The 13,833-nt window shown below is 45.3% G+C and carries 11 protein-coding genes and 1 pseudogene; 3 read left to right on the top strand and 9 right to left on the bottom strand.

Features of this window, described 5'->3' with window-relative positions; genetic code table 11:
- Positions 1–111: 111 nt before the first annotated feature.
- The 3 genes and pseudogenes from ACZ5PT_RS03050 (at position 112) to umuC (ending at position 3,485) form a co-directional block, all read left to right on the top strand.
- Positions 112–1,494, top strand: coding sequence for an ATP-binding protein (locus ACZ5PT_RS03050; protein WP_464265338.1), 1,383 nt, complete (start codon positions 112–114; stop codon positions 1,492–1,494).
- Positions 1,495–1,834: 340 nt separating this feature from the next.
- A pseudogene (gene umuD, locus ACZ5PT_RS03045) lies at positions 1,835–2,217 on the top strand (translesion error-prone DNA polymerase V autoproteolytic subunit).
- Entirely contained in the window at positions 2,214–3,485 is a 1,272-nt protein-coding gene (gene umuC, locus ACZ5PT_RS03040) for a translesion error-prone DNA polymerase V subunit UmuC (RefSeq protein ID WP_464265337.1), read from the top strand. The pseudogene umuD and the gene umuC overlap by 4 nt, the downstream one beginning before the upstream one ends.
- 398 nt (positions 3,486–3,883) lie before the next feature.
- Here the strand turns inward: umuC and ACZ5PT_RS03035 are convergent, their stop codons facing one another.
- The 9 genes from ACZ5PT_RS03035 to ACZ5PT_RS02995 form a co-directional block, all read right to left on the bottom strand.
- A complete protein-coding gene (locus tag ACZ5PT_RS03035; RefSeq protein WP_464265336.1) occupies positions 3,884–6,148 on the bottom strand; it encodes an NACHT domain-containing protein in 2,265 nt (754 codons plus the stop codon).
- Between the two features lie 9 nt (positions 6,149–6,157).
- Entirely contained in the window at positions 6,158–6,880 is a 723-nt protein-coding gene (locus ACZ5PT_RS03030) for a hypothetical protein (RefSeq protein WP_464265335.1), read from the bottom strand.
- 942 nt (positions 6,881–7,822) lie between these two features.
- Positions 7,823–8,716: a hypothetical protein gene (locus ACZ5PT_RS03025; RefSeq protein ID WP_464265334.1), complete on the bottom strand. Its 894-nt coding sequence runs from the start codon at positions 8,714–8,716 to the stop codon at positions 7,823–7,825.
- Positions 8,682–10,052, bottom strand: a complete 1,371-nt coding sequence (locus ACZ5PT_RS03020; RefSeq protein ID WP_464265333.1) for a DNA cytosine methyltransferase — start codon at positions 10,050–10,052, stop codon at positions 8,682–8,684. Before ACZ5PT_RS03020 ends, ACZ5PT_RS03025 begins: the two co-directional genes overlap by 35 nt.
- A 1,163-nt stretch (positions 10,053–11,215) precedes the next feature.
- Positions 11,216–11,434, bottom strand: coding sequence for a hypothetical protein (locus ACZ5PT_RS03015; protein WP_464265332.1), 219 nt, complete (start codon positions 11,432–11,434; stop codon positions 11,216–11,218).
- Positions 11,435–11,448: 14 nt separating this feature from the next.
- The gene (locus tag ACZ5PT_RS03010) at positions 11,449–11,727 is read right to left on the bottom strand and encodes a hypothetical protein (RefSeq protein WP_464265331.1); all 279 of its coding nucleotides are present in this window, start codon (positions 11,725–11,727) and stop codon (positions 11,449–11,451) included.
- 191 nt (positions 11,728–11,918) lie between these two features.
- A complete protein-coding gene (locus ACZ5PT_RS03005) occupies positions 11,919–12,647 on the bottom strand; it encodes a hypothetical protein (protein WP_464265330.1) in 729 nt (242 codons plus the stop codon).
- 11 nt (positions 12,648–12,658) lie between these two features.
- Positions 12,659–13,336 (bottom strand): DUF927 domain-containing protein, encoded by a 678-nt coding sequence (locus ACZ5PT_RS03000; protein ID WP_464265329.1) that lies wholly within the window; start codon positions 13,334–13,336, stop codon positions 12,659–12,661.
- Positions 13,337–13,352: 16 nt separating this feature from the next.
- Positions 13,353–13,832 carry a DUF927 domain-containing protein gene (locus ACZ5PT_RS02995; RefSeq protein ID WP_464265328.1) on the bottom strand — a complete coding sequence of 160 codons (480 nt, stop codon included), beginning with the start codon at positions 13,830–13,832 and terminating at the stop codon, positions 13,353–13,355.
- Position 13,833: the final 1 nt, after the last annotated feature.

The following is a 13,833-nucleotide window of genomic DNA, read 5'->3' as shown; positions in this document are numbered from 1 at the left end:
TGAGCCCCCTGTGTTGCGGCAATGGGGATGAACTTAAATGCGTATTAAAGTCATTCATTCTTTGAGCGTTCTCGTTTGCAGAATCAAGGCTTTGCGGTGAAAGAGGTGAATATGAGTGCCATTGATGTCGTGAAAATCGAGGATAATGATGTTAAAAAAATATTAGCATTAGAAGAAAGCCATTTCGCGGATCTCAAGGCAATTGAAATTGCTCCTGCAAAACTCACCAGATCAATATCCGCATTTTCGAATGCAGAAGGTGGCGAACTTTATATCGGTATTGATGAGAATGAACAAGGCCGGAACTGGCGAGGCTTTAATAATATTGAAGCTGCAAATCCTTTTATTCAAACATTCGAAGAATTTTTCCCTCTCGGAAAGGGGTATTTGTATACTTTTCTTCGGGCGAAAGGCGAGCCAGGGTTGGTTCTCAAAGTTGACATTGAGAAGAGTCGAGAAGTTCGATCAGCTTCAAATAAAATAGTTTTTATAAGGCGTGGAGCACAAAATCTCCAAGTTAAATCTGAAGATGCACTAGCGCACCTTCGAAGATGCAAGGGCCTCACATCTTTCGAAACAGAAACAGTTGCCGTGGATTCAGATGTCATTACTGATTCACTGCAAATTACTGAGTTTATGATGGAAGTTATTCCTTCTTCAGAAGCTAAACCGTGGCTAAAAAAGCAACAACTTATCAGAGACGACAACCCTACGGTAGCAGGCATTGTCCTTTTTGCTGATGAGCCTCAAGCCATATTGCCGAAACGATGTGGAATCAAACTCTACCGCTATAATTCTAAAGAAGCAGAAGGTGCAAGAGAAACGCTTGCCTTTGATCCAATCTCAATCGAAGGAAGTGCATATTGTCAGATATATGAGGCAGTTGCTAAGGCTGCTGAATTAATTGAATCTGTGCGTATTATGACAACAGAGGGCCTTCAAGCTGCCCAATACCCAAATGAAGCGTTACATGAAATTCTAACAAATGCTGTTATTCATCGTGACTACAGCATTCCAGATGACACCCATATTAGGATTTTTGATAATCGAATTGAAGTTCTAAGCCCTGGAACCCTTCCTGCACACATTACTCCGGAGAATATCCTCGATGAACGTTTTTCACGTAATGGTGTTATTGTGCGGCTTATTAATAAATTTCCAAATCCACCCAATAAAGATGTTGGTGAAGGCCTAAATACTGCTTTTTCCGCAATGCGTAATATGAATTTAAAAGACCCAATCATTGAACAGCAGGGGCAATACGTTAAGGTGATACTGAGGCATGAATCACTTGGAAGGCCACAAGAGCTTATTTTAAAGTATCTTGAAACACATGAGTTTATTGCAAATAGAGACGCTCGCGAAGTTGGCAATGTTAGTTCTGAAAATGCTATGAAGCATATCTTGCAAAAAATGGTTACAACTGGTGAACTTGAAGTCGTCAAGGGGAAAACTGTATTCCAAACAAAATATCGTAAAGGGGCACAGGGCTAACCCAATCCCTCTCGGGAAATGTTTAGCTTGTTTATTAAATTTGCAACTCTTCTTCCCAGTGTCCAGACCCTTCAGTCACGGGGAGCCGTTCGGGAAACGAACAGCAACGCATAAGATTTCCTAGATTACGTTCCTTATAGAACACCAAGCGCCCACGATTACGATGTTGTGGGCGTTTTTCGTAGTACGTAATAAAGGTAGGCACTTTCGCTCAGCGAATTTCAAACGCTGCAAATAGCGGAATGCGGTTAATCTTGTCCTGGGTTATACTCTCGAAAAAATAGGAGTAACTTCAGTGACAGATAAGCAACAGTCCACCAGCGAAAATAGTAGCCCCAAAATGCCAATGTTTACGGAATCGGTAGCGGCAGGCTTCCCCAGTCCCGCAACTGATTACTGTGAATCCCGCCTCGATTTAAACGATCTCTGCGTAAAGCACCCCGCTGCGACATATTTCGTCCGTGCGCAAGGCGACGCTATGATAGATGCAGGGATCTATCCGGGTGATGTGCTGGTTGTGGATCGTTCCCTCACCGCCAAGCATGGTGACATCGTAATCGCTGCCCTGAACGGTGAGCTGACGGTCAAGAAGCTGGAACAAAACCCAAGTTACGTTTGGTCCCAATGAACGACCAATACTCCCCCGTCGAGATCCCTGAAGAAACAGATATTGAAATATTCGGCGTAGCGACAACCGTCGTCCACTCGCTAAAAAAACTATGAGCTCAGTCTTTGCCCTGGTTGACTGCAACAACTTTTACGCCAGTTGTGAACGGTTGTTCGAGCCCTCGCTAAAAAACACCCCGATCATTGTTCTCTCCAATAACGATGGCTGTGTTGTCGCTAGAAGCCCAGAGGTCAAAGCTCTGGGAATCAAGATGGCGGTCCCGGCGTTCAAGATCGAGCAACAGATCAAGCAGCACAACATCAAGGTCTTTTCCTCCAATTACGCTCTCTACGGTGATATCTCATCACGGGTCATGGCAACCCTCGAATCACTGGCTCCGCAGATCGAGGTTTACTCCATCGACGAAGCGTTTTTGAACCTGAGCGGTTTTAAGCTGATGGGGTCATTGGAAGAATACGGCCAAAAGATTAGACAAACAGTCGGCCAGCACGTAGGGGTTCAGGTCTGTGTCGGTATCGCGCCGACCAAGACTCTGACGAAACTTGCAAACCATGCAGCCAAAAAATATGCAGCGACCGGCGGTGTCGTTGACCTGACTGATCCTATCCGACAACGGAAGTTGATGAGCATCACTCCGGTTGACGAGGTCTGGGGTGTCGGCCGGAAGAATGCCGAAAAGCTGAAACAGCTGGGGATAAAGACCGTGCTGCAGTTGGCACAGATGGATAAGAGCAGAGCACAGAGACTTTTTTCAATCGTCATGGTCAAGATCATCGATGAATTAAACGGCCTCGAACGGTTCTCGCTTGAAGATAGCCCAACCACCAAGAAGCAGCTAATGTGTTCCCGCTCGTTTGCTGAACGGATGACAGAATACGATCCGCTGCGAGAAACCGTCTGCGAGTTCGCCGCTAGGGCCGCAGAACGTCTGAGAGGTGAAGGGCAGGTGTGCAGCGTTGTTAACGTGTTCATTCGCACCAGCATGTTTAATGCGCATGAGCCATCTTACTCAAACGCTGCAACAGCCAAGCTATCCACACCCGCTTCTGACACCAGAACCATTCTAAAAGCCGCAACCGACCTGTTCGATTCGATTTGGAAAGAAGGCTACCGCTACGCCAAAGCCGGGGTGATGCTGGGAGATTTCTGCGATCCAAATAAAGTTCAATTAGATCTGTTTGCCGACCCAGTGACCCAAGCCAGCGATGACGGCCTGATGTCAGTCATCGACAAAATCAACCTAGGGGGGCGCGGAACAGTATGGTTTGGAGGGCAGCAGCCCAAAGAAGACTGGTTTATGAAGCGAGCGAATCTTTCACCGGCCTATACGACCAGGTGGGAGGATTTGCCTTTGGTGAGTTAACAGTGCGGTCAAGTTTTCTAAGGGCACAATACAAATTTCTCGCAATTCATCAATAAAGGAGTCCAGCCAAGCGGAGGGGGATGTAAGGCTGGACTCTTCAGTTAGGAGCATATAGCCCCTCCAGATTCATTGATCTTGATACGGTTCAGGTATTGAGATTAATGTCACTGTCTGACAAATTCCTGAATCCACGTATTGAAACTTACAAGTTTTGAGAATGGATGACCTCAATGTCTCGAATCAGATAAGTGGTTGAAAATAGGAAAGCCTAAAGTCGATGAATCGAGGCTTTCCTGATGCCAAACGTTACAACTCAAAACTGTCCGATATTCTTAGGGCGATTCATTCGGACTTATTTCATGTGCTGTGACTGGTGACGCTTGCGAGTAGTGAAGCCCTTACCTCAGGTCATGTAAGTGAGCAATAAACTTGTCATATTCACCAACAGATAACATCATAGATTTTTGAAAAGCAGTCATCTTAATAGACATTTTATAAATTCTAGTTTTCCCGCTGCCTTTATATCGTAGCTCTTCGATGACATTGCAGCTTAACAAATCAGGAAGGATATCATCCATAAATCGAGCACCATCAAGGCCTAGTCTAATTCTAAAAACCTCATCTGTAACAGTTGTTGACCTCATAAACGCTCTGACTGCTTTTTTGCAAATTGTTATTCTGTCATCCTCTTCATTACTAACCTCTATATCATTGTGGCAGCCATTATCTATTTCGACATTAATCCCTACGCTACAGAGATTTTCAACAATTGAACGTGGATTAAACCATGATTTTTCGCTGTCAATATTAAAGATACTTTTCGGTGCCAAGCTTCTAAACACAACACTATCGACGATTGAATTTACAGATATATGGAACTTGTCGATAGTACAATCATCAAATATAATATTTCTAAGTGTTAAGCTGCACATATCAATATCGTAAAAAACACATTTCCTGAATGTAATATTATCAAGGACTTTCCCAGAAAACGAATCTGATGGATAATATAAGGACTCTAAAACAATCCCATTGCCATCAATACCGTTCAGCAAATGGGTGATAAGAGAACTACAGTTTTCTTTTATATACGATGTTCCCCCCTCGCTGGTAGCGGTCCTCACCAAATCCTTGACGGCGTTTAAGGGTTCAACTTCTCTAGATTGAAGCGCCAATGCAATCACCTGAAAGACCATGTCTGGCATCGAGGACTTTCTGAAAACAGCCTTAATGTCAGCAGTAGAATTTTCAGCAATTAGGCTTGCAATCCTGTCCCCCAGAAAGAAATACTTAAACTCATCATGATCAAACCCAAAGTCCCCCTTCTTGTCAGATTTAACTATCAGGGCATGCTGGATGATTCGCTCTGAAACCTGCCTTGATATATTAGAATCTTTCCCCAATGCATCACATGCCATTTCAGATATCATATTAAAGACAGGAGCCGAAAGAGAATCTGTTGAATTAAGCCACATCTCTTCGGCAATTAAGGATAGGATAAAATAATGGTCACTAACTGAGATTAAGGGTTTAGCCGCATCGCCAGTCTTATCTATCCACTTCTCTATTGCCTCTCTTTCAATCAAAACATCTATAAACTGCCTAAAGTAATCCTCTGTATCTATAGATAGCTTGTCTATGATGCTGTCAATTGATGTCTCTTTTATTACAGTAAAAAGTCTCTTAACAAGAACAGCCCTAGAGATAAGGGGATGATCATTAGATTTAAGTTTTGCAACTAAAAGATCGTACAAAGTATCGACATTTTCTATCTTACGACTTAATCCATACTCAATAAACTGCTTACGGCTCCACCTACTTAAAGATAATTTTGAAAATTCAACATCATTATCACAAAACGTATCAAACAATTGAAATTGGTTATTTATATCCTTGAATTCGAAATACGCTTTCCTTGCTGCAATAATTAATGACCCCTGAGACTTTAGCTCACCAACCAAGGATCCAAGGGCAGATATGGCATCCTTGCCAGATGAACTCTCGATGAACATCTCCTCAAATCCATCAAGGGCTAAGACCAGTGCACCCATCCTTACAAGCTCAATAACTGAATCAAAGTACAAATATGGAAATCTAAACTTATTTGTCAAAGTACCAACGACAACATCATCAAACCTAACAAAAGGACGACCACCAAGAGATACTGGCAAAATAAGATAGTCACTCTTTTTATTTTTAAATTTTTCAGCCTGCAACCGCGCAATGTGGTTAATTAGTGTCGTTTTACCTTCGCCAGCATCAGACGTAACATATATTACGTTGGTAGCTGCAACTATAGGCGAATCAATTCGCTCCACTAGATAATTCGCGACTTCATCTATGTGCTTTACGGTATTGCTTGGATTAATATTTACACTGTCAAGGTAATCCCCACTTGCCTCTACATAGTTTTCATCACAACCTATAGAACTAATCAATCGATCAGCAAGGATCGGCAGCTTTGCCAACCTTGCAACTATCCACTTTTCAGCTGGAAGCGCCCCACCACCATCATCTACATAAACATCATAATCGCGATAAGTTAACTCCGCTTCGATTATATCATCCCTGACCTGCATCATTAACTTGCCTGCAGAAAAATCAATATCCTCGGGATTGTCTGAAAAAAAACGCAATAACTGCCTAAAAGTACTTATCTGCACAATACACCTCTATATGTTAATGTAGCTATAGCTACCAGCAGAGCGGCCAAGGGCATGAAAATCCCAATTTCTATTTGTCTTCCCGCTTAGGTGCAGGACAGAAACCCCACTGTCAACAAGTCGCAACACTGCAGGAAAGAGGTCATCGTCCGAACTCACAATCCCAACCAAATCAACATCAGAACCTCTAAATTCCAACAAGTCAACGCACATCATTGTATCAACCTGTTTCTGTTCTTCTAATCCCACCATGTCATCTACTTTTGCCGGACAATTACCACTGGGACAGACACCTGACGTTAGAGTTTTCCAGACAATCTCAAGCCCACAATTATCCTTTCTGCACCCCATAGAGCTTGGATGTTTAGACCTCTTAAGGAAAGAAACATCTCTCTTCCTTCTAGTATTATATATATCCAGCCCTCCCCTATAGCTCAACCCAGTTGTTATCTCTACCCTAGCCAATATTTTTTTCTTTTCGTGTTCGCCGAGAAAGACCTCAAAAGCTTTTGGAAAAGATGATCTGATTTTGGCTGACAGGTCCAGAGCAGTTTTTGTCATTTTCCTACCAGAAAACCATCCGCCATAAATTTTAAACTCTAAGGCATCAACATTAGCAATATTTACAAAATCAATCTTATCTATGATTCGATCAATTATGTATTCAATGTCCGCCCTCTTGGCACCTTTCCAATCGGAAACAAGGTTGTCGTAATCAACAATAATCTTCATCTATTTCTCCATAAGCAGTGGCTCAAAATCAAAAAAGGAGCACCACGAAATTAAACTAGGAATTAAACAAGGGACACTGCCCATATTTCTGAGTGATTTTGAAAGCCACTGGACATAAATGAATTGCCAACAGTTTCCTAGGTATAGCTAAAAAAAACCATCTCCCCAAATATGCATTTGAAAGAAATGGCTTCTATTAATTACTAATTGCTGTCCACACTGCCGCCCCTACAGATAGATATCAATTCATTGTTCGATACTGGCCAAGCCAGTTCATTTAGTCAAGATTCTTTTGAGCAAAGGAATAAGCAAGGTAATGACTGATCAGTTATGCCCCGGTTACGGCCTTTCTCACCGGGAAACAGTTTACTTACTCTCACAGCCTCCCTCAATCCAATCTGAAGACCATTCTCAAAACTTTGGAATTGATCGACAGCAGACCGAGTGGATCTGTTGACTTGAGAGCCAGATAGAGCAAAATCGCTTCTGGAGCGACACCGCCATAAGCCTACCCTGCCGAAAAAAATCAACTATTCCCATCCAGATTGTCTCGAAAGTCCGTATCAAAAAGGCCCTCCCGCTAAACTGCTGAAATTACAACAAAGCGAAAGGGCCGATTTTGGGTTCCAAAAGTGGGGCAGTGAGAATGAAGTCACAATATTTGAGATTCAAAAGTGCCTATTTGGCTTGCGGTGTAGTTAGAGAGCGAAAACAAATCAGTCCCGTTTCCCCCAAAACAGTGGTAGCAGGTTTGCGGTTCACTCCAAGCATCTAAGCATCCAAGCAAAGCTTACTGTACAGGCTGTTGAGCCAGAAACAAAGTGTTCGAAACGCCCGCCCTGTTTGGCCTGGCCCAAACAGCAGCCTTTTCTCATGTCGCTATAAAAAGCAAAATTCAGCCACCTAGGACTGTCCCAAAACTTTAGACGCTCAAGGTCTCTTCTAGGTTGGAGTTGGTGATTCAAGAGGCGTGCACTTGAATGGTTTCCCCTCAGTACTTTCATTGGTAGCAAGATTGGTCTTTATCAAGGTCCGATACCAATCTGGCCCATTCCGGGAAAGCTTTATGCCAATAACCCATGTATGTTGTTCCAGCAAATCCCTTGAAATCCCAAGATGTTTTGCTAACAACATTGGGAATTCAACTGTATTGAGATTGTGAAGGTCTGGACATGGGTTTATTTTAGTTGGCTGTACCTGAGGGAAAAGGTAAATGCATGGTATTATGCCTCCAGCAGGAGCTCCTGGACAACTACGACATTGGGTTCCGCAAAATTGATCCCAGACAACAAGAACGTCATACCTTTTTGATTGCTCCGACTTATTTACCATCACCTTAACTAATCGACCAATAATTGACTGAACCTGCCTTTGCATAGGAACCTGAACTGCGCCGGTCAGCTGGCACCAGATAACAAGCTCATCGCAACCAATGGGGCGATGCGTTAGAGTTACGCTGTTACCTTCTCCTCCTTTTGATTCAACTACTATCTTGTGGCGAGAATTGGATAGCAATGAAAAATCATAGCGACTTCTGTCCGCAGTACAGTCTTCATAATCCAGTATTAACTCTTTTTTCTTCAGTTCATCTAGCACAGCACAAACAAAGGCTTCTCTTGCATTGCCGTCATCCGATCTAAACTTGCCAGTTAGAGATGCTACCGCACTCGGCAGTATTGCCGAATAAACCTCCTCATCATAATTGACGGCATCCAAGAGGCTGTTTGATGGATTTTTGAGGTGATCAGCAAGAGCGTTAGCTTTTTCAACTAATGTTGGATTGTTTGAACACTTAGGAATCTTAAGGGTTTGCTGCTTGTTTCCTTTGGCACCCATGGCCCAAATCCTCCTGTGCAATAAAATGAGCCCTAGGCTCAACAATTTCCCCCTCGGAGGTAAAATCCTCTTGAACATCAAAGAAGGCGTGGCGGATCGTTAAAGCCACATGATAAGCCAACAAAGGAGGAACCGCGTTCCCTACTTGAAGGTACTGAGACTCAAATGACCCCTTAAATACAAATGAATCAGGGAACGTCTGGAGTCGCGCACACTCTCGCACGGTAAGCTGTCGCGGCTCACTCGGATGCAGGTAATACCTTGGCGAATAGAATGAAGGTTGTATGGTATAGGAAGGGCTGTCCCAATGAACTCTGCGATACTTCTCATAATTGGCCTTCGATATGTCATAAAATCCGTTCCCTCTCTCTGCAAGGAAGCCTCGCAGTTCAAGGGATTTCATCATCTTTTCGACCTCACCATGCTGCATTTGTAAAATTTCAGATACTTGTTGGGCTGATAATGGATTGGCATCATTGCTTTTTTTACCGTTTATGTAGGTAGCGTATTTTGAAAGGCGGCGATTTCGCGCAACTGCTTCGAGAAGCGCTTTCTCTCTATCAGAAGTAGCCCCGAATACCGAAGGTATATTCCATGTCCGCACAGACGTCCAAGCATGCCGATTATTGCAAAGTTTCTGGCCTGGTCCAATATGCTTAATTATCTCTTTGTCACTCTTCCGAAGAAGTTTCTCATCGATTTCATGATTAGGGATTCCGCCTAAGGAAACAATATCTCCTATGGTTTCTCTGACTGTCTTGGCTTTGTCGCCACTGAAGCTAGAGTTAAGGGGCAAGGGCGAGCTTGGATTAGGATTAGGCCGATTCTCACGGTTTCCCACAATAAAAACACGTTCACGTTTTTGAGGAAGTCCAAATTCCGTGGCATCAACAAGGAATACATCTACTTGGTAACCGGCATCTTCAAAATCGCTTTTAATTCGCTCTATCGCCCGCCCTCCTCCAAGGCTCAGAATGCCTCTAACATTTTCCGCAACAAAAACCTTGGGCTTCTTAGCTTGAACAACACGGAGCATTTCTAGATATAAGGCATTTCGCCGATCATCTTCCTTTCGAATTGAACGGGCAACTGAGAAGCCTTGGCAGGGAAATCCTCCTATAATTACATCCGCATCAGGAATAGTATTTGTATCGATGTCCTCAATTGGACCCTCAAAGACTGTACTACGATTAAAATTATGGCGGTAAGTTTGGCAAGCCGAAGAATCAATATCGTTTGCCCATATAACATCAAATCCAGCCTTCTCAAATCCGACATCTTTGCCGCCGGCACCTGAGAAAAGACTTACGACTGTTGGGCGAGCTATTGAGGTCATCGAAAAAACATCTCCCTAAATTTATAAAGCAAAAATTACTTAAATATAGAAGTTCAACCGGTATTGATCTAATTACGTTAAATTAGGGCCAAAAGTGCTTTATGTCGCATTCCCAGATAACAAGATATCATCATCCTTTTTTCAATTCACGCTTGAGAGGAGAAACGATATCCATGGCAAGCACTCAAATAAAAAGAATGCCCCTGATTGCGTTGCATTATGTCAAATCAACCAAGAGGCAAGAGGCCCACAAACCACTGACCAAAATAACACAGAAGCAGGCCTTCCCCCATTTAATTTTATGGTTGCGAAGTACATTTAAGATACTGGGAAATCCCTTGGCATCTGATGTCCCAAGCTATCGGCAATTATTATATGCGCTGCACTAGGGCGGAAATTAATCTGTCCCGTTTTCGCCCACAGCGAATAGGGTCAGGGCGAGAAGAGCTTTTTTTATCAAGCACCCTCCGGAGAAAATGGCAGTTTCAGATCAATGATATTGAAAGTAATTTCTAGGTTGGGTGAAGTCAAGAAGGGTTTTCTTAATGGCAATTGCACCTTTCCCACGGCGCTGATCACTACGCCAGAGTCACCTAACCCGTACGGAGTCACAAAGCTATGGAATTTACCAAGGGCCGAAAAACCTACTTCGACACCTTAATCACCATTTTCTGAAATCGTGTCAAAAGGGGTTCTCACAAATCCAAGGACTTTTGAAATGAGGTGGCCAGCTTTAGATCAGAATCCCCGCCGGGTTTAATCAGAACAAACACCGATATTTGCCTGCATGGTGAGGATTCATTTCATGCTTGGGTTGACGGGTGCAGTTGACGGTGTTTGCGGGTCGGATCGCTGCCGATCAGGTCACTTTGCCCTGAATAGGGTGAATCTTCGTGCAGGCAGTGCCGGGTGAAGAATCGGTGTTCAATGTGTCCGGGGGCTATGGTGCGATCAGGCTAGCCGCGACAGTGCGGTGGCGTTAACTGCAATAAACAACGCTATGGCAGCATTCTTGACTGTTGTCGTTGATATATCCACTTGAAATCGGGAGGTTTCTTTCGTGGTCGACTTCTCCGCTTCTTTTTGTGAATGTGTGGCAACGCATTGCAACCTATGGCAGTGCATAGGCCGTAATGCGTTGGAGCGGTTCAACCCGTTTTGCATTATTGTTTGATTCCGGCGGCGGCTGTCTTTTTAAGAATGCGGGCAATCGTGGCAGTAACTCGTTTTTGTTCAGCATCCAGATAAATTAAAAGCCATCCGACATCAGTTCCAGCGGCGTTGATCTCTTCAGCCAGGTCTTGCACTCGCTTAAAGGCGGCGGTAGCTCCGGCAAGATAGACATGCTGAACTTCGGCGGTAGGTGTGATCTTCGTTTTCATGGTGAAGATTCCTTTCATGCGTGGGGTAATGGGTGCGGCTGGCGGTTTTTGAGGCTCGGGTCGATGCCGATAAGATAGCCATGCTCTGCATAGGGTGAATCTTTGCGCAGGCGGTACCGGGTGACGTGACAGTGGGCTATTCGGTGTTCTGTCTGATCGGGGTCTGTGGTGCGATCTGGCCAGCCGTGAAAGTGGTTGCGGTGGCAATAATTGCAATAAACAGCAATTTGACAGCAATCGGGGCCGTTGTAGCTGGTATACCCTCTTGAAATCGGTAGGTGATCTTCATTCATAGTCAGTGTTTCTGTTTGTGGATGTTATGTTTTTAAGTGGTTACGCTGGTTACGTGGTTACCTTGAAGATATTACAAAGGTTTTTCGTTACCTCCGGCGTAACCACGTGGTTACGCCGGAGGTAACTGTTTTCTTAAATGATTTCGCTTCTGTTACCGCGTAACCAGGGTAACCGCAGCGAAATATAAGTTTTATTCTTGTTCCTCAACTTTGGCCGCAAAGTGATAACAACGGGTCGGGCCGAGGCCGGGCAGTCTTTGTACAATTTGTGTTCGTCCGTTCTGTCCTGCGACCATAATCTTCTGTTCGACCAAAACCTTTGCAGCCCAAGTTGAGTCAAAACCTTTGACCAGCTCGGCTTTAAACATTTTCGGCAGGACAAAGTACTCAGTTCGGGAGTATTCGGGGTTTAAGCCGTTTACAACGCTGCGACGAAAACCGACACGATTTGGTATAGGTTGACGGTTTTTTGTATCCATCGATGAAAAGCGAGCCTCGCCATATTGTTCAAAATAACCTCCGACCTGAGCCAAAAGCTGTGAGATTTCTCCCTGTCCGGTAGTGCCTCGACGTGCCAGCCATGAGTCAAAACATTTCAGTGCTGCGACACTGGCCTCTCCGATCTCCCAGCCTGTCAGGCCATAATGCGTGGCAAGTTCCCCCCCGGCAGCGACCAGAGCGAAACGCTTTGCGACGCGGTGAACCTGTCCGGCGGCGGCAGGGGGCAGGACGTCGGTCATGAAGTTGACTTGGAAGTCGTTGAGCCAACGCAGGCGGGCGGCTCGCTGGTCGGAGTCGTTCATTTCTGCGACCAGTTTTTTTAGATATTCACGATAAACAGCACCATGATAGTGACCGGCAGCGGCCTTCAGATGATCGGCAAGATCAGCCGGGTTTGTAAAGTTGTGTTGGTTGGTCATGCTGTACCCCTTTACTCGACTGTGTGCAGAGTTTCAAAGATGCCCATCCCTTGCCCGGCATCGGCTTCAATGTCGGCAAGTCGCAGCTCTTGACCGGTGAAGCTGCGTTTCCCGGCGCTCGCCAGCATGGTTGAAAGGTCGGTTTCACCTGTGGTCAAAAACAGGACTCGCCATTGACGACGTTCGCGGGCGTTGCCATTTTGATCCGCACGGCCTCGGCCAATCCCCCCGGCCAGTTTGTAAACAACCTGTCCGATCTGCTCGGGGTGGGCTTGACCCAGCTCATCTAAAAACAGGCAAGCGTCGTTGTGCTGTGCAGCGGTCGACTCAAAAGCGTTGGCGGTGTTGTCGCAGGTCTTGATTTGTCCGTCTGGTGGTCCTGCTACCGATGCCGCTACGTGGAGACAGGTGGTCTTGCCATCGCCAGAACGGCCAACAATATTGAACCCGCCCCCTTCTACCCCCGAGAGGCGCAAAAGCGGCCCAGCCAAAGACAGGCTGCAGGCAAAAACAAGGCGACTATTACCGCTGCAATACTTGCCGATCTGCTCTTGCCATTCCTCAATAGTGCCGCTGATGCTGTAATCTGGTGCACCGGCTCCGGGGTCGGGAAGGATGACTTGCTCTTTGCTTGACGGTCCGATTGTTTCGTCCGTCAGAACAAAGGCGTGGTGTTGTGATTTGCTCATGGCTTTCTGATCTCCCTTAGTTTATGAGCCAGCCGGTCCGGTCGGCCAGAATGATGCGCGGTAGGTTGCGCGGATGCCGGACAAAACTTTTTAACAGGTCGGTAAATTGACTCCTCTCACGAGTTCCGGGGCCGAAAGCTCCCCCCAGATTGACGAACTGAACGCGGGCCTCATCGCCTCCGCTGCGATAGACAGATTCCTGTGGCAAGGTCCAAATCTTGGTTTTTCTGTCTAGGTCTGTCAGTTCCAGAATCAGGGAATACTGATTCCCCGCACAGGTACGCGCGATCCCCAGCGGGGCCAGTCGGGTTGAAAAATAGATTTCTTCTATGCTGCCATCCTTGGTGTCAATCTGAAGGTAAACAGCATCAGGCTTAACGATGAAGCGGCCATAGGGTGTGCCCTTGGCGGAGTCAATCGCCTTGCTGACTGCCTGTTTGACCGGCGCCAACCCTTTGGACTTGGCCAGGTCATTAAAGTCGGTATTCTCAGCCATG

This window comes from Desulfuromusa ferrireducens (assembly GCF_055389805.1).
Note: the sequence above shows the minus strand (reverse complement) of the source record. Positions and strands in the feature narration are given on the sequence as shown.